Here is a 25664-nt window from a genome sequence, read left to right on the forward strand (position 1 = left end):
CGTCCACTCCGCCACTATTTTAAAAAGCCCTAATCGAAAGATTAGGGCTTTTTTACGCCTATAGAAAAGTGGATTATGTTGAGTAGACACTGCTAAATTATAGGTAAGCGTCAGGGCAACGACACCTAGCTGCGCTTAATATTCCATGGCAGCAACGCGTCAATATCATTTGGTTTTTCAGCAATCTGCTGCAAGCAGGTTACGATATAATCATGAACAATAAGATTATTCGCTTTTGCTGTTTCAACCAAACTGTATAAAATCGCACTCGCACCGTTATTGCAGGTAAACTGACGTTTGCCTTACCAACCGTGAATGTGATGGATGTTTGCTCTTCCAAGAGCTTAATTTGCCATGTCACTTTAGCGCGAACAAAACTGTTAGATGTTAATCCCAGTTTTTTCTTGAAAGCGTAGAAGCTAGACGTAGGCAATTATGCTGTTGGCAGTAATTTGAAATAGATGACAATGAAATATTCATAATCTGAAAAGTTAAGAGTTTTAGTTTAATCCCTAGAGAAGATCTTAGCTGTAATCAGTTAAACTTTGATTATGAAATAGAGTGATACCGTATCTAATGATAAATCTGTTTAATAGGATTAGTTTTAATTGCATCTAACCTCAATTTATAAGTATAAAAAATGGAGATACATTTTCATGCACCTCCATTTACGATTTAGTCAGGTATTGATTAACTATTTTTCTCTAGTTTTTTTGCTTTTTCAATCATAGTCGTAATTGTTGAGCCTTGAACTAGAATAGAAAAGACAACGACAGAGTAAGTCATAACTAATATGATCTCTCGTACATCGATATTTTTATCTGGAATAACTAAAATACCCGATGGAATTGCTAAAGCCATAGCTAAAGCCAATCCTCCTCGAAGCCCCCCCCAAGTTAATATATTGACTGATAATGGGTTATACGTTCTGAATCGTTTAAAACCAATGTATGAAATAAACACACTTAAATAACGACTTGCGAGTACCAGTGGGATAGATATGATCATTAAAATCCAATCTTCTTGATGGAATTGGAACAGTAACATTGACATACCAATAAGAAGAAATAATACGCCATTTAAAAACTCATCAATTAATTCCCAGAAGTGGTCTAAATGATCCTCACTTTCTTTTGAAAAACCAATATAGCGAGTCCAGTTACCAATCATGATACCTGATACAACCATCGCTAATGGACCTGAAACATGAATAACTTCAGCAAATGCATAACCAGATGTTGGAATCCCGATCGTTAATAATAACTCCATCGAGTGGTCATCGGTTGAACTGATTAAGTAATGGAAAATCAGACCTAAAACTAAACCATAAATTATGCCACCGATAGCTTCTTGCAAAAATAGGGCACTAACACTGCCAACCGTTGGCGTTTCTGAACCGAAAGCAACAGTAAATAGAGTGACAAAAATGACCAAACCAAAACCATCATTGAACAGTGATTCACCTTCAATTTGAGTTGAGATACGTTGTGGTGCATTTAATTTTTTTACAATCGCGAGAACTGCAATTGGATCGGTTGGTGAAATAAGAGCACCAAATAATAGGCAGTAGATTAAATCGAAATTAATGCCAATTAGGTTACATATTCCCCATAGAGCAAAACCTATAAAGAAGGTAGAGAATAAGGTCGCGCCTAAAGCAAGTACGGTAATTTCCCATTTTTGGTCTTTGAGGTTTTGTAACTTTATGCCTAAACCGCCAGCAAACAGTAAGAAACCTAATATTCCTTTTAATAGAAAATCTTCGAAATTTATGTCTGTTAGTGTTTCGGTTGCAATCTCTCTAAGATTAAACCAACCATTATGGCCCGCAACAATTATCCCTAGTGACAGCATCATTGAGCCTGCGGTGATTGCGATAGTTGTTTGCATCTTTCCTATTTTACTATTAAAAAATGCGATTAACATAGCAGCAGCTGCAAGAAAGCAGAGAGTGTTATATACGGACATTGTTTAACCTCTATATATGTTATTAATGTAACAAAATGTGATGAAGGTCATTTTCCACTCAATTTGATAAATATCAAACTTTATTTTTAATTTGTGAAAACAAAACCATTTTGGACGTCTAGAATTCGATTCAATATGTGATAGGATTGTGAGAGGAATGTATTATGGATGAGGCAGTATCGTGGCAGGAAGCAATATAAAAACTCAAATAGAGAAGCAGCTTTTAGAACGAATTCTTTTAATTGATGGTGGCATGGGCACCATGATTCAAGATTATAAATTTGAAGAAAATGATTACCGTGGCGATCGCTTTAGTGATTGGCATTGCGACTTGAAAGGTAACAACGATTTATTAGTTCTTTCTCAACCTCACATTATTAGAGATATCCATTCTGCTTATTTAGAAGCGGGTGCAGATATTTTAGAAACCAACACATTTAATGCGACAACCATTGCAATGGCTGACTATGATATGGAAAGCCTAAGCGAAGAAATTAACTTTGAAGCGGCGAAATTAGCTAGAAAAGTAGCAGATGAATGGACAATAAAAACACCTCATAAACCTCGTTATGTCGCTGGAGTTCTAGGGCCAACAAATAGAACCTGTACGCTTTCACCTGATGTTAATGACCCTGGTTTTCGTAATGTCACATTTGATGGATTAGTGAAAGCATATTCTGAATCTACTCGCGCTCTTATTAAAGGTGGATCTGATTTAATTCTTATCGAAACTATTTTTGATACCTTGAATGCGAAGGCCTGTTCATTTGCTGTTGAATCTGTTTTTGAAGAAATGGGTATTACATTACCCGTTATGATTTCGGGAACAATTACGGATGCCTCTGGCCGTACATTATCAGGTCAAACTACAGAAGCTTTCTATAATGCACTCCGTCATGTAAAACCAATCTCATTTGGTCTTAATTGTGCTTTAGGCCCTGACGAGTTGCGTGAATATGTTGGAGAATTATCTCGAATTTCTGAATGCAGTGTTTCGGCTCACCCAAATGCTGGCTTGCCTAATGCGTTTGGTGAATATGATCTTTCTCCAGAAGATATGGCTGAGCACGTAGCCGAATGGGCTCGAAGCGGCTTCTTAAATTTAATCGGGGGTTGTTGTGGTACAACGCCAGAACATATTCGTCAAATGGCTGCGGCAGTTGAAGGTGTGAAGCCTCGTGTTTTACCTGATATTCCTGTTGCTTGTCGTTTGTCTGGTTTAGAGCCTCTAACCATTTCTAAAGAGTCGTTGTTTGTAAATGTTGGAGAAAGAACTAACGTAACAGGTTCTGCTCGTTTTAAACGTTTGATTAAAGAAGAGTTATACGATGAAGCGTTAAGTGTTGCCCGTGAACAAGTAGAAAATGGTGCACAAATTATCGATATAAATATGGATGAAGGAATGTTGGAATCAGAAGCCTGTATGGTTCGCTTCCTTAATTTATGTGCAGCAGAGCCTGAAATATCAAAAGTTCCAGTGATGGTCGATTCCTCTAAATGGGAAGTTATCGAAGCTGGCTTAAAGTGTATTCAGGGTAAAGGTATCGTTAACTCCATTTCACTGAAAGAAGGCAAAGAAAAATTTGTAGAACAAGCTAAATTAGTTCGCCGTTATGGCGCAGCAGTAATCGTAATGGCCTTTGATGAGAAAGGGCAAGCGGATACTCGAGAGAGAAAGATCGAAATATGTACCAATGCTTATAATATTTTAGTTAATGAAGTTGGTTTCCCTCCTGAAGATATCATTTTTGATCCAAATATCTTTGCTATTGCGACTGGTATTGATGAACACAACAATTATGCTGTCGATTTCATAGAAGCCGTTGCCGATATTAAAAGAACATTACCTCACGCTATGATTTCAGGTGGAGTTTCTAATGTGTCGTTCTCATTCCGTGGTAATAATTACGTTCGTGAAGCGATTCATGCCGTTTTCCTATATCACTGTTTTAAAAATGGTATGGACATGGGTATTGTTAATGCAGGTCAATTAGAGATCTACGATAACGTACCAGAAGAATTACGTGAAGCAGTTGAAGATGTGGTGTTAAATCGTAGAGATGATTCCACGGAACGCTTGCTTGATATAGCGACTGCTTATTTAGAAAAAGCAGTGGGTAAAGTTGAAGATAAATCCGCTTTAGAATGGAGAACGTGGCCAGTAGAGAAGCGCTTAGAGCATTCTCTAGTTAAAGGTATTACAGACTTTATTGTAGAAGATACGGAAGAAGCTCGTGTTAATTCTGAACGTCCAATTCATGTCATTGAAGGACCATTAATGGATGGTATGAACGTGGTTGGTGACTTGTTTGGTGAGGGAAAAATGTTCCTTCCACAAGTGGTTAAATCAGCACGAGTAATGAAGCAAGCGGTAGCGCATTTAGAACCATTTATTGATGCAACTAAAGATGTGGGTTCTACTAACGGAAAAATTCTTTTAGCAACTGTAAAAGGTGATGTTCACGATATCGGAAAGAACATCGTAGGCGTAGTACTACAATGTAATAATTATGAGATCATTGATCTTGGTGTAATGGTGTCATGTGAAAAAATTCTTAAAGTAGCCAAAGAAGAAAATGTGGATATTATTGGCTTATCAGGACTTATAACCCCATCTCTTGATGAAATGGTTCATGTAGCTAAAGAGATGGAACGACTTGGTTTTGATTTACCTTTGTTGATTGGTGGCGCGACCACATCCAAAGCTCATACCGCAGTGAAGATAGAACAACATTACTCTCAACCAGTCGTGTATGTGAATAATGCCTCTCGTGCTGTAGGTGTGTGTACATCATTGCTTTCTAATGAATTAAAACCAGCGTTTGTTGAAAAGTTAGATATTGATTATGAACGAGTACGTGATCAACATAATCGTAAAACACCACGAACTAAACCAGTTTCTTTAGAGCGAGCTCGTGCAAATAAAGTCGATATTGATTGGGTAAGTTACACCCCTCCAGCACCACATAAGCCTGGCATTCATATTTTTGATAACTTTAATATATCAGAACTACGTGAATACATTGATTGGACTCCGTTCTTTATGACTTGGTCACTAATGGGGAAATACCCTGCGATTCTAGAACATGAGGAAGTAGGAGAAGAGGCTAAACGTCTTTATAAAGATGCGAATGATTTATTAGATCGTGTTGAAAAAGAAAAATTATTAGAAGCTCGTGGTATGTGTGCTTTGTTCCCTGCGAATAGCGTAGGCGATGACATCGAAGTTTATACGGATGAGTCTCGTACAGAAGTTCTTAAAGTTATTCATAACTTACGTCAGCAAACGGATAAACCAAAAGGCTTTAACTACTGCCTTTCTGATTATATAGCACCAAAGGAAAGTGGAAAGGCGGATTGGATTGGTGGCTTTGCGGTTACAGGTGGTATTGGTGAGCGTAAACTAGCTGATGAATATAAGGCCAATGGTGATGATTATAATGCCATTATGATCCAAGCGGTAGCTGACCGTTTAGCAGAAGCTTTTGCCGAGTATTTGCATAAAGAAGTTCGCAAAGATATTTGGGGTTATTCACCAGAAGAAGATCTAACGAATGATGATCTAATCCGTGAAAAGTACCAAGGTATCCGCCCTGCTCCTGGCTACCCAGCGTGTCCTGAACATACAGAAAAAGGTACGTTATGGGAGTTAATGAATGTTGAGGAAGCAATTGATATGACGTTAACATCAAGCTATGCAATGTGGCCGGGTGCATCCGTTTCAGGTATGTATTTTTCTCACCCTGATTCTCGTTATTTTGCTATTGCTCAGATCCAAAAAGACCAGGCAGAAAGTTACGCTGAGCGTAAAGGTTGGGATATGTTAGAAGCTGAGAAGTGGTTAGGTCCAAATTTAAATTAATCCTCTTAAATAAATAAAGAAAGTTAGAACACAAAGCCCACTCACTTAATTAGTGATTGGGCTTTTTTAGGTTATTTAGAATAGAGGTTTATTTTTCGAAGAGTTCTTTATGCAAGACTTTTACTGCTTGTTTTGCTTCTGACTCATGAAGTAAAAAACATAAATTATGTTGGCTTGCGCCATAACAAATCATACGTAAGTTGAAATCTTCTAGGGCACCAAAAACTTGCTTAGCATACCCTTTAGAGTTGCTCATTTGATTACCAATAAGTGCGACTAAACACAAATCATGTTCGATTTCGACGGTACATAGCTCTTCTAATTCTTGTTGTGCCTCTGGTGGCAATTCAGGTGCTTTACCATTGGTATTAGTTTGATCTAATGTTAATGCAACACTAACTTCAGAAGTCGTTATTAAATCAACAGAGATTTGATATTTCGCTAATATTTTAAATACTTCAGCAAGAAAACCATAAGCATGAAACATATTGGTACTATGCAGAGTCACCATAGTTTGGTTGCAACGTAAGGTTAAGGCTCTAAATAATGGCGAACTATTTACCTGTTGTTTAATCCATGTACCGCCTTTTTCTGGTTCTTTTGATGAGCCAACAAACACGGGGATCTGATGACGAAGCGCTGGAAGTAAGGTTGATGGGTGTAATATTTTAGCCCCATAATTTGCCATTTCAGAGGCTTCACTAAAACTGATTTCTGGGATGGGTGATGCCTTTGATGCGATTCGAGGGTCAGTTGTGTAAATACCTGGAACGTCAGTCCAAATTTCAAGGCCACTCGCCTTTACAGACTCTGCAATTAAGGCGGCACTGTAATCACTGCCGCCACGGCCTAGAGTAGTTGTATTTCCTTCATCATCAGAGCCAATAAAGCCTTGGGTGATCACAATATACTTTTGACATAAAGGTGACAGTTTTTCTTGAGCTAAACGACAGATTTCATCTAGTTGAGGCTCACCTTTACCAAACTGAGAGTTGGTACGTAGAACACTTCTGATATCAAATCGAACCGCAGAATTACCACGCTCAATAAGAAGTTGAGTAAAGAGATGTGTAGACATTAACTCACCACAAGAAACGAGGTGATCGGTTAGTTTGTCACTAGACTGGAATGAAGCGTCGCCTGCTGCTTTTCTAACATCGGTAAGGATATCTAAAATGGCTTTTTCAGGAATGATAGGATCAGAGAGTTGATCTAATACAGAGAAATGAATCGCTTTCAATTCCTCAATGATGACATTTTTACGCGGGCTATCTTGTACGCCATTTGCTAATTCAACCAATAAATTAGTTACGCCTGAACAGGCACTGATGACAACAAGATGAGTATCTTTATTTTGTTCGATAACATAAGCACTGCGGCTCATTGATTCAAAATTAGCAACGCTGGTGCCACCAAATTTAGCTACATTAATAGGGTTCACTATCCTGTCTCCCGACTACATCCAATGTGGAAATAAATGTGAAGAGCCATAGCAAAAAATAAATAGCTGCTAGAAGCCCTCCACTTAAAATTAAGTGGCAATCGTAAGGATTCAGCCAATACGATCGATAATCTCTTCCCAATTAAGATTATCTCGGCACAACTCTCCCTCACTTATTTGTTTGGGAGTTTGGGCTCCACAAATAAAGCTACCTAGGCAGTGCTCCTCTTCTGTGTATGTTTTATACAACAAAACATATGTTAACAATGTGCTTTTTTATGAATCAAATGTCAATTAATAGTAATGACTTTATTTGTATTTCACCGATTTAAAGTGAATATAAGTATTTTATGGTTATTTTGTATAGTTAAGTCACTCTAATTACTTCGTCTAATTGAGTTTAATTATTATTGTGTCTATTCTTTAAACACCCTATATTTCAAGGAGTGAATGATGCAAAGTTTTATCCCACCAAAAAGAACCCTTATGGGACCGGGTCCTTCTGATATATCGCCACAAGTATTACAAGCGCTAAGTCGGCCAACGATTGGGCACTTAGACCCATTGTTTATTAAAATGATGGATGAAGTAAAAGAGTTATTGAAGTACGCATTTCAAACAAAAAATGAATTTACTATTGCAGTGTCTGCCCCTGGAAGCGCTGGAATGGAGACGTGTTTTGTTAATTTAGTTGAAGCTGGTGAAAAGGTACTTGTTTGCCGCAATGGCGTCTTTGGTGAACGTATGCGTCAGAACGTTGAACGATGTGGTGGAATTGCGATTGTCATTGATGATAAGTGGGGTGAGCCAGTTTCATTAAATAAAGTTGAAGAGGCTCTGCAGCAACATTCAGATATTAAGATAGTCGCGTTTGTTCATGCTGAAACATCTACCGGCGTTTTAAGTGATGCAAAAGGGATTTCAGAAATAGCGAGAAAGTACGGTTGCTTAACGATTGTTGATGCAGTGACCTCATTAGGAGGAGTCCAATTGCTTGTTGATGAGTGGCAATTAGATGCGGTGTATTCCGGTTCTCAAAAGTGCTTATCATGTACGCCTGGCTTATCACCAGTCACCTTTTCGGAAAAAGCGATTGAGAAGATGCAATCACGGACTCAAGTCGTTCAAAGCTGGTTTTTAGATCAAAGCTTAGTTCTTAGTTACTGGAGTGGTGAAGGTAAGCGCAGTTATCATCATACTGCCCCCGTTAACAGTTTATATGCATTACATGAATCTTTATTAATGTTGAAAAATGAAGGTATTGAAAACGCATGGAAGCGACATGCGGTATACCATCAAGAACTTAAGCAAGGTTTAGAAGAGTTAGGGATAAAATTTATTGTTGATGAAGAGTATCGGTTACCACAGCTTAATGCGGTCTATATCCCTGAAGGGGTTAATGATGCAGAAGTTAGAAACCGATTATTAGAAGAGTATAATTTAGAAATTGGTGCCGGGTTAGGAAGTCTAGCAGGAAAAGCGTGGCGTATTGGTTTGATGGGCTATGCGGCTAAAAAAGAGAATGTCGCATTATGTTTAAAAGCGTTATCCGATGTTCTTTAGGTTATAAATTAAAGCCGCTGAAAATACAGCGGCCTTTTATAGTTTACTTTATTTATTTTTGACGTAATTTTTCGTCTAGCTGCACTAATTCAAATTTGTTATTTGGAAAAAGAAAAACGGCTTCCCTTCTTATGTCTTCCGCTTTTTTTTCCTCACCTAAAGCTTGATAAGCAATGATTAGGTTTTTATAAAATGCAGGCCTTGGTTTTGTTTTAATCAGTTCTTTAGACCAAGTGATATAAGGGGTGATTAACTCTGGTTTTTTATTGATGATCCCAATGGATAATTGAGCGGATAATACATCCCAATTAAATCGGTCTTCCCAGATCACAGGATTAGTTATTTGATTTAAGATATCAGGATTCATTGGACGAGTCGTTTCAAACTTAGTTAGCACCCAGTTAGTATGCAGTGTCGAAAGCATATAAAAAGCGATGACAATTGGCAGCACTAATGAGCTGACTCGTAGTGTTATTTTGCTGATATCGCTAATGCGGTGCTTTTTATACTTACAACTAAGTTGGTCTATCCAAAAAAGCAGAATAATGAAAGTAAACCAATGCAGCATAGAATGATAAAACGGATACTCTAATTGACTATGAATAAAAATAGGTGCGATTAGGGCCAATAAGGCAAACTGCGTATCTAGTTTACTTTTTCGGATCTTGAGTAAAACCCCGCCCGCGGCAATTAATAAACCTAGAATAGCAACGACGCCACCCTCAACTCCCCAGTATAAAACTTCATTGTGAGGGTGATCCATCGAGGGTAAACCTGATTTGTAACTTGATGATATTTGGTGCTGTTTTGCGGTATATAAGGTGTAGTCTGCTTCGAAATTCCCATAGCCATAACCTGTAATTGGTTTTTCTAAAAACATATCTAGAGCTTGTGGGAAGGTATATCGTCTTGGGCTTTCTAAGTCAGCTTTTTGGCTAATTAATGACACTTTAGATAAGTTATCTTGAGATAAGTTAAATAGAACAAAACTACCACTAAAGCCAATAATTAATGCGAGTACCCAAGAAAAGAAACGTTGTTTAGTACAATATTTCCACATGTATGGGGTTAATAAGACGAGACTAAAAATAGTAGCAAGCCAACCAGTACGAGACGCTAGAACAATAAGTAGCGGTAAGGTAAATAGGATAGTGGCGTAAAGTAGCGTTAGCGCAATGACATTTTCACGGTATTTTATGGGCTGTCGAGCAAGAAAATAAGAGGCGATAGCAAGACCAGTTGCTAAAAAACTCGCCATAACATTAGGCTGCTGAAAGATACCATAAGGTCGATTTGCTATAACGTTATAGCCAAAGCTGTTACCTTCTTTTAGAAAAAGATATTGGATATAGCCAAAAATAGCCTCGATTAATACAGAGCCGATAATGCACCACAAGAGCCATTGTTTTTGTTTGTTTGAAAAGGTGAATTGTTGCAAAGTAATAAAGAAAAGTAACCCTGCCCATAAGCCTAAGAATTTACCTAGCGCTAATTGGGGTGAAGAGTCATGATAAAATAGGGGGATTGAAAGTAAGCTAACGGCGAATAATAAAACCAAAGTTAAGGTTGAATATTTAATTAGACCTTGTTTTGCTATATGGAATAAGGCTATCGCGATAGCAATGCTTGCTGGTATCCAAGAGGCCGCATTAAACGCAAGATGTAATCCAGATCCGCCCGGATTAGGTTGAAAAAAGTGTGCACAAACAAAGAAAAGAATACTAAGGCTAAATAGGTACGATTTGGTTAGTGGTTTTCTTATTTTTTTTGCTTCTAATTGTGTTCCTTGCGTCAATAGCGTTGCCATGTTTCATTAGTTCCTTGTTACGAGCATGAGATAAAAGTAAAGCCAACAAAATGCTGGCTTTATTCTATCTGATCCAAGTGATAAAAGGCTTAATTTTATTACGTTAACATTGGTTTTAAGAAGCGTGCTGTATGAGACCCCTCGACTAATGCAACGTCTTCAGGGGTTCCTTCTGCGATGATCTCACCACCACCTTGTCCACCTTCTGGTCCTAAATCGATAATCCAGTCTGCTGTTTTTATTACATCAAGATTGTGCTCGATAACCACTATCGTATTACCTCGTTCTCGTAACCGGTGAAGAACATTCAGTAATTGCTGAATATCATGAAAATGCAAACCCGTTGTTGGTTCATCTAAGATATACAGTGTTTTTCCTGTGTCTCGTTTAGAGAGTTCACGTGCTAATTTAACTCGTTGAGCTTCACCACCTGAGAGCGTTGTTGCGGCTTGGCCTAAGCGAATATAAGACAAACCGACATCCATTAAGGTTTGCAGTTTTCTTGCTATGACAGGCACTGGTTGGAAGAAGGTATGAGCATCTTCAATTGTCATTTGAAGTACTTCATCAATACTCTTGCCTTTATATTTTACCTCTAGTGTTTCGCGATTATAACGTTTACTACTACATATATCACAAGGAACATAAACATCAGGTAAAAAATGCATTTCAACTTTAATGACACCATCGCCTTGGCATGCCTCACAACGGCCACCACGAACGTTAAAGCTGAATCGTCCTGGCTTATAACCACGCGAGCGTGACTCTGGAGTTCCAGAAAATAGCTCACGAATAGGGGTGAAAATTCCTGTATAAGTTGCAGGATTGGAACGAGGTGTTCGCCCAATCGGGCTTTGATCAATGTCGATCACCTTATCAAAATGCTCAATCCCTTTGATTTTCTTATATGGTGCAGGTTCTGATGTGGTGGCACCATTTAATTGTGTATGAGCAATCTTAAAGAAAGTATCGTTAATCAGAGTAGATTTACCTGAGCCAGAAACCCCAGTCACACAGGTAAATAACCCGACAGGTAATTTCAAAGTGACATTTTTTAAGTTATTGCCAGTCGCACCAATGAGTTCGACTTGCTTCTTAGGGTCAGCTTTTACTCGTTCGTTAGGCAACGAGATCTTTTTTACACCACTAAGATATTGGCCAGTCAATGAGTTTGGATTTGAAATGATGGCTTGATAGTCCCCCTCTGCGACAATGTATCCTCCATGGATACCAGCTCCTGGGCCAATATCAATAATGTGATCAGCACTTCTTATTGCTTCTTCATCATGCTCTACTACAATGACTGTATTGCCCAAATCGCGAAGGTGGTTCAACGTTTTTAATAGTCGTTCGTTATCTCGTTGATGAAGGCCAATGGATGGTTCATCAAGGACATACATCACGCCAACTAAACCCGCACCAATTTGACTGGCTAAACGAATTCGCTGTGCTTCACCGCCTGAAAGGGTATCAGCTCCACGCGATAAGTTAAGGTAATTTAAGCCAACATTAATAAGGAAATGTAAGCGTTCATTGATCTCTTTCATTATCTTATCGGCAATCTGAGCTTTTTGCCCTTTAAGTTCTAATGAACTAAAGAATGTCACTGAATCTTGAATGCTCATTTCACAAATTTCAGGCAATGTAGTATCGGCAACAAATACATTACGTGCTTCTAAACGTAGACGTGTACCGTGACAGCTTGAACAAGACTGAGTAGAAATGTATTTAGATAAATCATCACGAACAGCGCTTGATTCGGTTTCTTTATAACGGCGATCGAGTGTATTTAAAATTCCTTCAAAAGGGTGACGTTTTACTCGAAGATCACCACGGTCATTACTGTATTGAAACTCAACTTCTTCCGAACCAGAGCCATTAAGAATGATCTTTTGAAATTTCTTAGATAGCGATTTAAATGGAGTGAAAAGATCGAACCCATAATGGTTTGCTAATGAAGTTAGCATTTGGAAATAGTAGTAGTTTTTTTGATCCCAACCTTTAATCGCACCTTCAGCAATACTGAGTTTATTGTCTAAAACAATTCGATCAGCATCAAAATATTGTTGAACACCCAAACCATCACAAGTACCACAAGCACCAGCAGGGTTGTTGAATGAGAATAAGCGAGGTTCAAGCTCTGACATGCTATAGCCACAATGTGGACAGGCGAAGTTAGCAGAGAAAATCAGAGGTTCATTCTTGGTGTCATCCATATAATCGACAACAGCAATACCTCCAGTGAGTTCTAAAGCGGTTTCAAATGACTCTGCTAGACGTTGTTTTAAATCGTCTCTCACTTTAAAGCGGTCAACAACCACTTCAATGGTGTGCTTTTTATGCAGTTCAAGAGTTGGAGGATCGGATAGATCGCAAACATCACCATCAATACGAGCGCGAATAAACCCTTGTGCGGCTAAATTTTCCAATGTTTTAACATGCTCGCCTTTTCGTTCTTTAACGATTGGGGCTAACAGCATGAGTTTTGTGCCTTCAGGTAACTCTAATGCTTTATCCACCATTTGGCTGATGGTTTGGGCGGTTAATTCAACGTGATGTTCAGGACAACGAGGCTCCCCAATACGGGCATAAAGTAATCGTAGATAATCATAAATTTCAGTTGTTGTACCGACAGTTGATCTTGGGTTGTGGGACGTTGACTTTTGTTCGATAGAAATAGCAGGAGAAAGCCCTTCAATGTGGTCTACATCGGGTTTTTCCATAAGCGATAAGAATTGACGGGCATAGGCAGATAAGGATTCTACATAGCGTCGCTGACCTTCAGCATATAAGGTATCAAAGGCTAAAGAGGACTTTCCTGAGCCAGATAAACCGGTAATAACCGTTAGTTTGTCTCGTGGAATAGTTAAACTAATGTCTTTTAGGTTATGGGTTCTTGCCCCTCTAACTTCAATCTTATCCATGGAACGCTCTCTGCTTTAAAGAATAACTAAGTGATAAGTATTGCACAGAGTATTAAAACAGCAAAGAGGCACTGGATAAAAAAACAGGTATAAAAACAATAAAAAATGCCCCATGAAAAACATGAGGCATTATCGTTGTTTGAGGTTATTTAAAAAATTACTTTTTACCCGTAATTTGTTTTGCCAATTCTGCTGATTTTTTATCTTTTAAATAAACATTTTCATAGCAGTAGTTGGTTGCTTCGATGTAACCCTCAACGCTACCACAGTCAAAACGCTTACCTTTGAATTTATACGCAAGAACACAACCAGATTGAGCTTGCTTCAACAGCGCATCGGTAATTTGGATCTCACCACCTTTACCTGGTTCTGTTGTTTCTAGAATTTCAAAAATATCAGGGGTTAAAATGTAACGACCAATAATGGCAAGGTTACTTGGTGCTGTGCCTGGTTCTGGCTTTTCTACCATATTATCAACGCGATATAGGTCGTCTTTGATCATTTCACCAGCAATAACACCGTACTTATGAGTTTCGTTATCTGGTACTTCTTCTACCGCAACAATAGAACAGCGAAATTGCTTATAAAGTGCGACCATTTGTGAAAGAACGCCTTGTTGTTCATTAACGCATAAGTCATCAGCAAGTACCACAGCAAAAGGTTCGTCGCCGACTAGCTCGCGGCCAGTCAGAATGGCATGACCTAAGCCTTTCATCTCACGTTGGCGAATATAGGTAAAGTTAGCTGAGTCAATCAGTTCACGAACGTCTACAAGTAACTCTTCTTTGTTGGTGCCACTGATTTGATGTTCTAGTTCGTAGTTTTTATCAAAATGGTCCATTAATGAATGCTTGCCACGACCCGTAACGACACAGATGCCGTCCATCCCCGCATTAATAGCTTCTTCTACACCGTATTCAATCAACGGCTTGTTTACTATTGGCATCATTTCTTTTGGCATAGATTTGGTCGCTGGTAAAAAGCGAGTGCCGTAGCCTGCGGCAGGGAAGAGACATTTTTTGATCATAACTGAGTCCTAGATAGACAATAATTTTAAAATTAGTAGAAAGGCTCTTACTTGAGCATCATCGTTATTCAGGTAGTTTAGCGATTAAGCTTACTTAAATGAAGTGCTTTAAATGAAAAGAGAGCTCGGTATCATTATTGCTTAGGTAATGTGCATCAATTCTTTAAGTCAGTCTCAATACTAAATGAAAAATTGTGAAAGATAGTTATCCATAGGGCTTAGGGATGAGTTGCGCATTATAAAGAACATAGACGTGCGTCGCATATATCTGATGATGTTAAAAATAGAGAAGATAAAGTCGTGAAGTCGCCTCTAAACCTTTCTTTATTTTAGGACGTTATGAAACGGATCCCAAGTTTAGGGCTATCAGAAATTACCTTGAACGTGTTAGACTGAAGATTATTGTATATAAAACCGGGTGACATAAAGTTCACCTCTAATTCTATCTGGAGCAAACTATGGCCAGCCGTGGTGTTAATAAAGTTATCCTTGTTGGTAACTTAGGGCAAGATCCTGAAATCCGTTACATGCCAAGTGGTGGTGCGGTAGCAAATATTACAATTGCAACGTCTGAATCATGGCGTGACAAAGCAACTGGCGAACAGCGTGAAAAAACAGAATGGCACCGTGTGTCTTTGTTTGGAAAGCTGGCTGAAGTTGCAGGTGAATACTTACGCAAAGGCTCTCAAGTTTACGTTGAAGGTCAACTTCAAACTCGTAAATGGCAAGATCAAAGTGGTCAAGACCGTTTTACAACAGAAGTTGTTGTTCAAGGTTTTAACGGCGTAATGCAAATGCTTGGTGGTCGTGGTCAAGGTCAAGGCGCACCAGCTGGTGGTCAACAACAGCAACAGCAAGGTAATTGGGGTCAGCCTCAACAACCTGCTCAGCAAAATAATTTTGCACCACAGCAGCAGCAACAACAAGCTCCTCAACAACAAGCACCACAGGCGGCTCAGCCTCAATATAATGAGCCACCAATGGACTTTGATGACGATATTCCGTTCTAGCTCCTGCTTTTAAGAGCTAGAGTCTTATCGTTATAAAAAAAACCTCGACATTATCGAGGTTTTTTTATGCCTAAATTATAACGGTATTATTCTGTTATTAACTTTCGGCATGGTATAGAGAAATTAGTGAAATATTTGTACTATATCTAGTGCGTATTTAGAGATGGTTCTAAATTTTATTTATTGAATTGTGTAATGATCCACGATCTGTTTTTTTCAAGGAAGAAGCGTTTAATGAGAAAAACCCCAAGTTTACGTTTAAGTAACCGCCTTATTTCATTTGTTACTTTAATGGTATCTGCCGCGATCTTTATTTTATTTATTGGTGGAGCGATTTCGTTTAAACAAATAGGTAATGAATATCTTGAACATTACCTCGCTGGTGTTGTAAATGTGGTGGATGAAGAGTTATCAGCTCCTGAAGAAGCCGACTCGATGGCTAAATGGTTGCCTAAACTATTAAAAGCAAGCAGTGTGGTGAGTATGGAACTCTCATCCCCAACAGGATTAGTCTATTCTTTTCAAACATTAGCGGCTATGCCTGATGATAGTTTGCTATATCAAAAAACGTTACCCCTTCAAATGAATAAAGGGTATTCAATTACCTTTAAGTCGATACCTCCGTATAGCGCTTTCACCTACTCTTTAGGTGCTTTGTTTTCTATTACAGCGGCTATTGCCGTCATCATTGTTTCATTATTGTGGGGCGTAGTTTGGTTGAGGAAGCAGCTTCATGGTTCAGAATTATTAGAAGAACGTGGACGAATGTTACTTGCGGGAAAACTTGATGATTACGCAGTAGGCAATGACGAAGAGTGGCCAGCAACAGCAAGTTTAGCTCTTGATAGTGTCATTACAGAGCTAAAAGATGCACGAAAAGAACGCAGTCGTTTTGATACCTTTATTCGTACACATACCTTTTTAGATCAGCTGACGGGGTCTGCAAATAGAGTGTTATTTGATAGTAAATTAGAATCAACATTACAAGAGTCTCAGAGCCAAGGGGTTCTATTATTATTACGAATTAATGGATGGGATGAACTCGTTGAAGAGCAAGGGAAATCCGTCGGCGACGAGTTCATTGTTGAGATAGGAAAGCAACTAAACAATTTGATACAGCGTTATAGTGATAGTGTGTTGTCTCGTTATTACCAGTCAGACTTTGCTTTACTTATTCCTCAGCAGTCATTAAAAGAAGCAAAAACCATTGCCTCTCAGTGTTTAAAAATAATAGAGAAAATAACACCACCTAAAAGCCTTGATAGTGATAATTGGTGCCATATTGGCGTTAGCATGTACGTCAGTGGAGAGCGACGAGGTCGTTTGATGGATGAGTTAGATATGGCTCATCGCAGTGCACTACTACAAAATAATAACAGTTGGTCGTTGTTTAAAAAGCAACAGCAATTGACGGAAAGCTTAGGTAGTGTTCGATGGAGAACGTTATTTGATGCAATTTTTGAACAAGAACAATTACTTCTCTATAAACAGTCAACGTTTCTATTTAAAGGTAATGAATTTGAGCCTCTTCATTTGGAGATATTTTCTCGCATTAGAGATGAGAATGGTGTGCAAATTAAAGCCTCTCGTTTTTTACCTGCGATTAAGCAAGTGGGTTACCAAATCAAACTAGACAGTGCAGTGTTAAAGCAAGTATTTCCTTTATTGAGTGATCCTGAATTTTCACAGCATACATTTTCAGTACACCTGCAAGTAAAGAGCTTACAAAATGCAGACTTTATTCGACAACTAAGAAACCGATTATTACAAACACCAAGAGCTCAACTTAAACGACTTAGTTTTGAGTTAATAGAAGGGCAAGTTGTGACGTATTTAGATGCCGTCAGACCGATTGCTAAATTGCTAAAAATCTTTGGTTGTCAGCTGATAGTTGAACAGGCAGGAAGAACAATAGTGAGCACTCACTATATTAAAGATATCAATGTTGATTATATTAAACTGCATCGTAGTTTAATGAAGGACATTCATCTGAGATATGAAAATCAACTGTTTGTAAGAAGCTTACTAGGGGCTTGTGAAAATACGGGCTCTCAGGTGTTAGCGGTAGGCATTGAAAATAAAAAAGAACTTAAGGTATTGAAAGAACTAGGTGTCGAGGGCGGACAAGGTCGCTTTTTTGAAGTTGAGACTGCGTTATTCCACCATAAAGAAAAGCTCTCGATACCGAAGAGAAGAAGTCGTTGGGGAAAATAAAAAGTGTTACATTTTATTTGTTCATGAGTATCAGTAAAAAATAGAATGTTGTATGATTGCGCGCGAGGTACTCTTCTTTGGGAGTATTGTAAATAAAGTAAGAAATTAGACATTCCGCGATAAATGAGAATCGAGCAATAAATGAAGATGATGGATGTATTTAGAAAACTAAAACTATCTCGTTCAGTGAAAGTCACAACATCAATTGTGATATTGCAAGGTGGTATTTATATTGCGAAAACTGACGATGGTAAGCAACTTACAAAGCAAAGCTTCACCCCTATCGATCAGCCTCAGGCGTGGAAAAGTGAGCTTGTAAAAGCGTGTCAAAAAATGGGCTTGTCTGATTGCAACGCGAATGTTGTTATCGGCTCTCATTTATATCAATCTTTTCAAATCGATAACCCTAATCTTCCTAAAGAAGAGCTTATCGGTGCATTGCCATTTTTAGTTAAAGATCTTATTAGTGATCGCGTTTCGGATATCGTTGCAGATGGTATCGAAAGTACTAAAGGCAAGATGCAAGTCTATATCTCTCAAGTAGCGACAATAAAAACGATTATTGAGCTATTAGGCTCCCTGTCGATTCAAATTGTTAACGTCACTCCTGATGAATTAGTATGGAAATACTCAAAGCCGAAGGATAATAGCTTCATGCTATTGAGCCATAGTAGCTCTGCTGAGTTTAAGTTATTGGCTTTTAGTGAAAGACATTTACTGCTTAACCGCTCATTACGTGGCATAAGTGCACCACTAACGGGGGGAATATCAGATAACTTTCAGTTAGATAGTTTAGCGCTAGAGCTACAGCGTTCATTAGATTATTTGAGCGCTCAACTTCATGGCGTGAATATTAATCACCTTTATTTTTGTTGTGATGATGAAGATGATGCACTTTTAGCATTAGAGTTAAAAAATAGACTAGGGGTTCAAGTCGCCTCACTCGTTGTCGATGAAGTAAGGGTATTTCGCACTGGCGAAGTAATAAGTTGGCTTGGTTTATTTAATCAAGCTTATATCAATCTCTATAATGATAGATTAAAGCCAAAAGTGGACTACTTTACCTTACCAAATGTTATCTTAAGTTGGGGGGTTGGTCTTGCTTTAACTGGTGTTGTTTTTGGTTATTATTATTGGCAAGTGAGTCAGTTAGATAGCCAAGTTATGTTGTTATCTTCGCAAGAACGCACTAAAAATCAAGAACTAAGTCGCTTAATTCAGCAGTTAGAAAGTCATAAGCCGTCAGCGGCAAAATTAGCTGCAATTAAACGTTTAAAAGGCGATGTTGAATCTAAGCAAGCGTCACTTAGAATTATTGCTAACTTTGATGAAGGAATGCAAATAGGCTATTCCGGAGTGATGAGCAGCTTAACTCAATTAGGTAAAGGAAACATATCTCTTACCAAGATTTATATCTCGGGTGAAAATGTCAATTTTACGGGCTATGCTCGCACTCCTGAGGTTATACCTAGTTGGGTACAAAGTTTTGATAGTGAGTTACATTTGATTGGTCGAACCTTTGATCAGCTAGAAATTAAAACAGATGAACAAGGCCTGGTGTCGTTTATTTTAAATACGAAGGCAGCAGAGGGTAAATAATGGAACATTGGATAAAAGTTAAAGAGGTCTTTTCTGCGCTTTCACTAAGAGAAAAAATACTAATTACTCTTGTTGGTTGGGTTGCCGTCATTTTTATTTCATCTAACGTGATCATTGAACCAAAGGTTTTGGAACATCAGAAATCTGAACAAGATGTTATTCGTATTACTGATTCAATCTCGTCATTAAAGCAGCAGGTTGAATTAGCACAACGTCGATTACAAAAAGATCCAAATGTGGATATTAATAAACAATATCAAGCACTCACGTTACAGAGCCAAGAGTTGGCTGAGCTATTATCTAATCGAGTAGCTGCTTTGGTTTCTCCAGCGCAAATGGCACAGCTTTTAGAGGTCGTATTACAAAAGTCATCAAAATTGGCGTTGACGTCTATGAGAACGTTACCTTCAGAGCGTTTGCTTGATGAGAACAATAAAGCAGGTTATTACATTCACCCGATAAAATTAGTGTTATCTGGTAACTATTTTGACATTGAAACGTACCTCTCTAACTTAGAAGAGTTACCCGTTAAGTATTACTGGCGAAATTTTCGTTACGAAGTTAAACAATACCCAATCGCCGAGTTGACCATTGAAGTGTATACGCTTGGTTCTAGCAAAGGATTTATTGGCGGTTAATATGAAGAATATGATTTTTCTACTGGTGTTATTATCTACCTCTATTAATGCATCGGATGTATCGGATGCAGTAATAGGGCATGATCCAACAGAGCCTTTACGTTGGGTTAAACCCGTACAAGCAAAGAAAGTAGTGACTAAGAAACGTCAATATTTTCCTTCGTTACAAGCAATTAGTTGTAGCGGAAATAACGATTGTTATGCTGTCTTAGATGATAAGTCTATGAAAAAAGGTGACAAAATATCCGGCTATACTCTATTAGCCGTTAATGAAGAAAGCGTCTCTATTGGTCGTGCTGGTAAGAAATGGCAACTTTCTCTATTTTCACAAAATATTAAGAATTAAGGTTTGTAATAATGAAAGTACGTAATGTCATCATTGGATTCATGGCTGTATCATTAGCGGGTTGCTCAATGGGCCACCGTGATCCTGTTGAAATTAAACAGACCTTAGATAAATCGATTAATGATAATGGCGGTCAGTTACTTGCGGATCTTCCCACATCGGTACAAGCCGATTTAATGCCTGTTTTAAATATGACAAGTGTTGAAATTGAAGAGCCAGTGAAGCGATTTAGAGTTAAGGCTAATGGTGTTAATGCAAAAGCATTCTTCACAAACCTAGTGAAAGGTACGGAATACAGCGTTGTAATACACCCTAATGTTTCTGGGCGTATTACAATGAATGTTAATGACGTCACTTTAGATGACGTGTTGTCTTCTGTTGAAGATTTGTATGGCTATGAAATCGTTAAACTAGACAGGATATTACAGATTTACCCTGCTACTATCCGTACGGAAACAATCCCTGTTGATTATTTACAATTAACTCGTAAAGGTCGCTCATTAACTACCATTACAACCGGTTCTATCACCAATTCTGGTAGTTCATCAAGTGCTAGTGATAGCTCAGACTCAAGTAGCGGTTCATCATCTTCATCTTCTTCTGCGACGGGTGGAACTGAAATTGAAACAACCAGTGAAAGTGATTTCTGGAAAGAATTAGAAAAAGCGGTCTCAGTGATGATTGGAAATGGACCCGGCAGAAGTGTGGTGGCTTCACCACAAGCAAGTGTGGTTACCATTACAGCATCGCCTGATGAACTGCGTAAAGTTAAAACATTCTTAGCCACTTCTCATAAGCGTTTACAGCGCCAAGTTATTTTAGAAGCTAAATTGCTTGAAGTAACGTTAAGTGATGGTTATCAACAAGGAATTAACTGGTCAAATTTAACCTCGTCAATTGGCGGTACAGATATTGTTGTTGAAAAAGTAGCAGCATCAACAACCAGTGTTTTGCCAGGTATGGATGCGATAGGTACTCTACTTGGTGGTCAAACAAATGTGACGGTTTCTGATGGTAATTTTGAAGCAGTATTGAGTTTTATGGATACTCAAGGCGACTTGAATGTTCTTTCAAGCCCTCGTGTTACTGCGGCGAATAACCAAAAAGCCGTTATTAAAGTAGGGCGTGATGAATACTATGTTACCGAAGTATCTAGTGTTACGGGGAGTGGTGATAACTCCAATGCCTCTCCTGAGGTGACGTTAACACCGTTCTTTTCTGGTATTTCATTGGATGTAACACCACAAATTGATGATAAAGGTAACGTGATGCTGCACGTTCACCCATCAGTTATTGATGTTGAGAACGAAATTAAAGAGATTAACCTAGGTGATGTAGGTGGTATTTTAGAATTACCATTGGCAAAAAGCTCAATCCGTGAATCTGACTCGGTTATTCGAGCGAAAAGCGGAGATGTGGTTGTCATTGGTGGTTTGATGAAATCACAAACCGTTGAGCAAATATCTAAAGTTCCATTTTTAGGCGATGTTCCCGTACTCGGTTATTTATTTCGTAACGTGACTCAGGTGACTCAAAAAACTGAGTTAGTTATTTTGCTAAAACCGACAGTTGTTGGTGTTGATACCTGGCAAGAGGAATTAGAGCGTTCGCGTGATTTATTGCAAGAATGGTTTCCTGATGAGTAACAACGGATTTTATGTATGAGAAACACTTTGGTTTAAAGCAGCTTCCTTTTACTTTAACGCCTAACGCCTCTCTTTTTCATGGATTATTGCCTCATTATGAGGCGATACAGACTGTGTTATCTGCGATATCCATGGGAGAGGGGGTGATTAAAGTGACGGGGGAAATAGGTACAGGTAAGACTATGGTTTGTCGAATGTTGATGAGTCAGTTGCCCGTAAATATTGAATTGTTATATCTACCAAATCCAGTAATGAATGGTGCGGAACTACGACAAGCGTTGGCTAAAGAGTTATGGTTAGAGCAAAGTGGAGATGGCGTTACATTAACCGATCGCATTCATGAAAAACTCATCGATTTACAGGCTAAAGGAAAAAGTGCAGTTGTATTTATAGATGAAGCGCAAGCTCTGTGTGATGAAGCGTTAGAAACATTACGGTTGTTTGGTAACTTAGAAACCGATTATACCAAGTTACTTCAAATTGTCCTATTTGGGCAACCAGAATTAGATGAACGTTTGAAGCAATATCATCTACGTCAATTGAGACAAAGAATCACGTTTTCTGCCACTTTACGGCCGCTGAATATGAGTGAAACGGTTGCTTATATTACACATCGAATGACTGAATCGGGTTCTAAAAATAATCCATTCTCACTTTATCAAATGAAGGTCATTTGGCGTGCAAGTGGTGGTGTGCCTCGATTAATCAATCAAGTCTGCCATAAAGCGTTAGTTATCTCTTTTTCAGAAAATCTAGTTCAGGTATCTAAAAAATCGGTATTTAATGCCATTTTAGATACAACCGATACCATCAAACCCAAGTATTATTTTCCCAAGTTTTGGGGTTGGAGAGCGTTGTGAGTGCAACAAATAAAGCCTTATTGAATATTACCAAACAAGATGCAAATGTAGATGGGAAAAAGAGTATATCCCTTGCTCATGTTCCAAATATGGAATCAAAATTTAAAGCTTCTTTCTTTTTTTCTATTGGGGTAATTAGTTCTCTATGTATTATTGGGTGGGCAACCTTAAATAATACAGCAAGCACCATGGTTATCGAACACCCAATAGAGCAAGGTATTCAAATTAACTCAGCGCCTTCGTCCTCACCAACGAAGAAAGTGACCACACAAGAAATTAGCCGCATCTATGCAGAGCAGAAATCAGAAACCCTGCAATCAGAACACATTAATGACAATCAGATTAATCAACAAGCGACAGCAACCGCCAAAGTAAATAATGCACGTCTCGCTAATGTTGATGCAAAATCAAATGACCAAGGCCAATTACAGGTTGAGGAAGTTGAGTTATTACCTTCTGAGCTAGCTCAAAAAAGTCGTGATTCAGCAGAGGTCGCTTTAGGTAACGCCAACTTTAAAGAGGCGATTAAGGACTACTATACCGTATTGAAATATCAACCTCGTGATGAAAATTCACGCAAAAAATTGGCTGCATTACTTTATGGTAAGCGAGATATTCAAGAATCAGCTGCGATATTGCAGCAAGGCATTCGATTAAATAAAGACAGTGTTGATTTACGGTTAGCATTAGCAAGTTTATTACAAAAAGAAGATCAACCAGAAGCGGCTCTTTCTACCTTAGAGTATATTCCGTTAGGCGTATCAGTTGATTATTTAGCGACTCGTGGTGGCTTAGCTCAAAAATTAAAATTGATGGATTTAGCTGAAGAAAGCTATCAAATGTTAGTGACTAAAGACCCTGAAAATGGTCGCTGGTGGTTAGGTATTGCGATTGTGTATGAGAGAAATGCACAGGTAAAAGATGCGCTAAAAACATATAAAATAGCGTTAATGACCCCGGGGTTATCTCGCTCTTCTCAAGTATTTGTGCGCGATAGAATTAAATTATTAGAAACAATGGAAGGAAATGAATAATGCGTCTTAAGTTAAGAAAAAGACTTGGTGATTTATTAGTCGAAGAAAACATTGTTACTGAACAACAGATTGAACAAGCACTTGCAGCACAAAAAACGACAGGTCGAAAACTGGGAGCCTCTCTAATTCAACTGGGTTTCTTGAGCGAAAAACAGATGCTGACCTTTCTATCTCAGCAGCTTGATGTGCCTCTAGTTGATTTAAGCCGTGTGAATATTGATGCAACAGCGGTACAGTTACTACCTGAAGTACATGCACGTCGCTTAAGAGCATTAGTCGTAAGCCAGCAAGGGAATACCATCCGTGTGGCGATGAGTGATCCTGCCGATCTCTCTGCTCAAGAAGCCTTATTTTCTCAACTTCAACAATATGAAATTGAAATGGTTATTGCGTCAGAAAGGCAGCTCGTTGATAGTTTTGACCGTTTCTACCGCCGAACCAAAGAAATCGCCTCATTTGCCGAGCAATTGGACTCAGAGCACCAAGAGAGTGATGATTTTAACTTTGGTATATTAGACAGTGATAATGATGAAGTTACGGTTGTAAAACTGATTAACTCCTTGTTTGAAGATGCGATTCAAATTGGAGCGTCAGATATTCATATTGAGCCGGATGATCAAATATTACGATTACGCCAACGTATTGATGGCGTATTGCATGAAACGCTATTAAGCGAAGTAAATATAGCACCAGCCTTAGTTCTGCGTTTAAAGCTAATGGCAAACCTCGATATTTCAGAAAAACGATTACCACAAGATGGTCGATTTAATATTAAGTCTCGTGGACAATCGGTTGATATTCGTTTATCAACCATGCCAGTGCAATATGGTGAAGCAGTGGTTATGCGTCTACTTAACCAAACGACAGGGATCAGATCGTTAGAATACTCTGGTATCCCTGATCATTTATTGGTTCGTTTACGTAAACAACTTAGTCGCCTTCACGGTATGATCCTAGTGACTGGGCCGACGGGTTCTGGCAAAACAACCACCCTATATGGTGCGTTGAGTGAGTTAAACCAACCTAGTAAGAAGATCATCACAGCGGAAGACCCAGTAGAATATCGTTTACCGCGGGTTAACCAAGTTCAGGTAAACAGTAAGATTGACTTAACGTTCTCTAAAATATTAAGAACGTTTTTGCGTCAGGACCCCGATATTATTCTTATTGGTGAGATGCGTGACCAAGAAACGGTTGAAATTGGTTTGCGAGCAGCGCTGACTGGTCACTTAGTATTATCGACATTACACACTAATGATGCGGTAGACAGTGCATTGCGTATGATGGATATGGGCGCACCGGGTTATCTGGTAGCGAGTGCAGTCCGTGCGGTTCTGGCACAGCGATTAGTTAGAAAAATTTGTACAGAGTGCTCTACTCCAGATCCTCTTGATGACTCACGCTTACAATGGGTGCAAACGCGATTCCCAAATCAAGTATCGGTTCCATTTAGAAAGGGTTCAGGTTGCCAAAGTTGTAATCTAACGGGCTACAGCGGTCGTATTGGTGTATTTGAATTGCTCGAATTAGATCAACCAATGATGGATGCTTTACGTGGTAATAATGCGGTTGAATTTGCTCAAAAAGCGCGTGAAAATCCGGATTACAAACCATTGTTAGCGTCAGCGATGGAACTTGCGATGAGTGGTACCATCAGTCTTAGTGAAGTAATGGTACTTGGTGAAGGAGATAATGCAGCCTCTCATCAGCCAATACTTATATAGG

16 protein-coding genes, 1 pseudogene and 1 riboswitch are annotated in these 25664 nt (G+C 38.7%); of the genes and pseudogenes, 11 read left to right on the forward strand and 6 right to left on the reverse strand.

Annotation, left to right across the window (positions count from 1 at the left end; translation table 11 throughout):
* Positions 1–125 precede the first annotated feature (125 nt).
* Positions 126–272: pseudogene (locus Q1K78_RS08340) on the reverse strand (transposase domain-containing protein); the annotation flags it as partial.
* A 418-nt stretch (positions 273–690) separates the two neighbouring features.
* On the reverse strand, positions 691–1968 hold the full coding sequence (locus Q1K78_RS08345) for a sodium:proton antiporter (RefSeq protein WP_300176720.1): 1278 nt from the start codon (positions 1966–1968) through the stop codon (positions 691–693).
* Positions 1969–2149: 181 nt separating this feature from the next.
* Between Q1K78_RS08345 and metH the strand changes: the two genes are divergently transcribed.
* On the forward strand, positions 2150–5830 hold the full coding sequence (metH, locus tag Q1K78_RS08350; RefSeq protein WP_300176723.1) for a methionine synthase: 3681 nt from the start codon (positions 2150–2152) through the stop codon (positions 5828–5830).
* Between the two features lie 88 nt (positions 5831–5918).
* Here metH and lysC read toward each other — a convergent pair whose 3' ends face one another.
* Entirely contained in the window at positions 5919–7271 is a 1353-nt protein-coding gene (lysC, locus tag Q1K78_RS08355) for a lysine-sensitive aspartokinase 3 (RefSeq protein WP_300176726.1), read from the reverse strand.
* Positions 7272–7336: 65 nt separating this feature from the next.
* Positions 7337–7509: riboswitch (Lysine riboswitch) on the reverse strand.
* Between the two features lie 215 nt (positions 7510–7724).
* On the opposite strand from lysC, the gene Q1K78_RS08360 reads away from it, so the two are divergent.
* A complete protein-coding gene (locus Q1K78_RS08360; protein WP_300176918.1) occupies positions 7725–8834 on the forward strand; it encodes an alanine--glyoxylate aminotransferase family protein in 1110 nt (369 codons plus the stop codon).
* A 52-nt stretch (positions 8835–8886) separates the two neighbouring features.
* Here Q1K78_RS08360 and Q1K78_RS08365 read toward each other — a convergent pair whose 3' ends face one another.
* From Q1K78_RS08365 to galU, 3 genes are all read right to left on the reverse strand, one after another.
* Positions 8887–10641: a PglL family O-oligosaccharyltransferase gene (locus tag Q1K78_RS08365; protein WP_300176729.1), complete on the reverse strand. Its 1755-nt coding sequence runs from the start codon at positions 10639–10641 to the stop codon at positions 8887–8889.
* 98 nt (positions 10642–10739) lie between these two features.
* Positions 10740–13565 (reverse strand): excinuclease ABC subunit UvrA, encoded by a 2826-nt coding sequence (gene uvrA, locus Q1K78_RS08370; protein ID WP_300176732.1) that lies wholly within the window; start codon positions 13563–13565, stop codon positions 10740–10742.
* A gap of 157 nt (positions 13566–13722) precedes the next feature.
* Complete coding sequence (galU, locus tag Q1K78_RS08375) at positions 13723–14592, reverse strand: UTP--glucose-1-phosphate uridylyltransferase GalU (RefSeq protein WP_300176735.1); 870 nt, start codon at positions 14590–14592, stop codon at positions 13723–13725.
* Between the two features lie 458 nt (positions 14593–15050).
* Here galU and Q1K78_RS08380 point away from each other — a divergent pair, with 458 nt between their 5' ends.
* The 9 genes from Q1K78_RS08380 (at position 15051) to Q1K78_RS08420 (ending at position 25663) form a co-directional block, all read left to right on the forward strand.
* Positions 15051–15602, forward strand: a complete 552-nt coding sequence (locus Q1K78_RS08380; protein WP_300176738.1) for a single-stranded DNA-binding protein — start codon at positions 15051–15053, stop codon at positions 15600–15602.
* Positions 15603–15836: 234 nt separating this feature from the next.
* Positions 15837–17816 (forward strand): RNase E specificity factor CsrD, encoded by a 1980-nt coding sequence (csrD, locus tag Q1K78_RS08385; RefSeq protein ID WP_300176741.1) that lies wholly within the window; start codon positions 15837–15839, stop codon positions 17814–17816.
* A 141-nt stretch (positions 17817–17957) separates the two neighbouring features.
* Positions 17958–19415, forward strand: coding sequence for an MSHA biogenesis protein MshI (locus Q1K78_RS08390; protein WP_300176744.1), 1458 nt, complete (start codon positions 17958–17960; stop codon positions 19413–19415).
* Positions 19415–20053 (forward strand): type 4a pilus biogenesis protein PilO, encoded by a 639-nt coding sequence (gene pilO, locus Q1K78_RS08395; protein WP_300176747.1) that lies wholly within the window; start codon positions 19415–19417, stop codon positions 20051–20053. Before Q1K78_RS08390 ends, pilO begins: the two co-directional genes overlap by 1 nt.
* Before the next feature lies 1 nt (position 20054).
* Complete coding sequence (locus Q1K78_RS08400; RefSeq protein WP_300176750.1) at positions 20055–20399, forward strand: type IV pilus, mannose-sensitive hemagglutinin D (MSHK); 345 nt, start codon at positions 20055–20057, stop codon at positions 20397–20399.
* Between the two features lie 11 nt (positions 20400–20410).
* A complete protein-coding gene (gene mshL / locus Q1K78_RS08405; protein ID WP_300176753.1) occupies positions 20411–22045 on the forward strand; it encodes a pilus (MSHA type) biogenesis protein MshL in 1635 nt (544 codons plus the stop codon).
* A gap of 11 nt (positions 22046–22056) precedes the next feature.
* Positions 22057–22905, forward strand: a complete 849-nt coding sequence (locus Q1K78_RS08410; protein ID WP_300176756.1) for an AAA family ATPase — start codon at positions 22057–22059, stop codon at positions 22903–22905.
* On the forward strand, positions 22902–23939 hold the full coding sequence (locus Q1K78_RS08415) for a tetratricopeptide repeat protein (protein ID WP_300176758.1): 1038 nt from the start codon (positions 22902–22904) through the stop codon (positions 23937–23939). The genes Q1K78_RS08410 and Q1K78_RS08415 overlap by 4 nt, the downstream gene beginning before the upstream one ends.
* On the forward strand, positions 23939–25663 hold the full coding sequence (locus Q1K78_RS08420) for a GspE/PulE family protein (protein WP_300176761.1): 1725 nt from the start codon (positions 23939–23941) through the stop codon (positions 25661–25663). The genes Q1K78_RS08415 and Q1K78_RS08420 overlap by 1 nt, the downstream gene beginning before the upstream one ends.
* The last annotated feature ends 1 nt before the right edge of the window (position 25664 follow it).

It is taken from the genome of uncultured Aliivibrio sp. (assembly GCF_946479765.1).
GTDB lineage: Bacteria > Pseudomonadota > Gammaproteobacteria > Enterobacterales > Vibrionaceae > Aliivibrio.

Excerpts from the sequence above, each read along its gene's own strand:
- Q1K78_RS08360 (WP_300176918.1), top strand. The coding sequence starts at position 7,725 with ATGCAAAGTTTTATCCCACCAAAAAGAACCCTTATGGGACCGGGTCCT.
- Q1K78_RS08365 (WP_300176729.1), bottom strand. The coding sequence starts at position 10,641 with ATGGCAACGCTATTGACGCAAGGAACACAATTAGAAGCAAAAAAAATA.
- Q1K78_RS08345 (WP_300176720.1), bottom strand. The coding sequence starts at position 1,968 with ATGTCCGTATATAACACTCTCTGCTTTCTTGCAGCTGCTGCTATGTTA.
- galU (WP_300176735.1), bottom strand. The coding sequence starts at position 14,592 with ATGATCAAAAAATGTCTCTTCCCTGCCGCAGGCTACGGCACTCGCTTT.
- Q1K78_RS08410 (WP_300176756.1), top strand. The coding sequence starts at position 22,057 with ATGTATGAGAAACACTTTGGTTTAAAGCAGCTTCCTTTTACTTTAACG.
- mshL (WP_300176753.1), top strand. The coding sequence starts at position 20,411 with ATGAAAGTACGTAATGTCATCATTGGATTCATGGCTGTATCATTAGCG.
- Q1K78_RS08420 (WP_300176761.1), top strand. The coding sequence starts at position 23,939 with ATGCGTCTTAAGTTAAGAAAAAGACTTGGTGATTTATTAGTCGAAGAA.
- Q1K78_RS08380 (WP_300176738.1), top strand. The coding sequence starts at position 15,051 with ATGGCCAGCCGTGGTGTTAATAAAGTTATCCTTGTTGGTAACTTAGGG.
- csrD (WP_300176741.1), top strand. The coding sequence starts at position 15,837 with ATGAGAAAAACCCCAAGTTTACGTTTAAGTAACCGCCTTATTTCATTT.
- Q1K78_RS08390 (WP_300176744.1), top strand. The coding sequence starts at position 17,958 with ATGAAGATGATGGATGTATTTAGAAAACTAAAACTATCTCGTTCAGTG.
- pilO (WP_300176747.1), top strand. The coding sequence starts at position 19,415 with ATGGAACATTGGATAAAAGTTAAAGAGGTCTTTTCTGCGCTTTCACTA.
- Q1K78_RS08400 (WP_300176750.1), top strand. The coding sequence starts at position 20,055 with ATGAAGAATATGATTTTTCTACTGGTGTTATTATCTACCTCTATTAAT.
- uvrA (WP_300176732.1), bottom strand. The coding sequence starts at position 13,565 with ATGGATAAGATTGAAGTTAGAGGGGCAAGAACCCATAACCTAAAAGAC.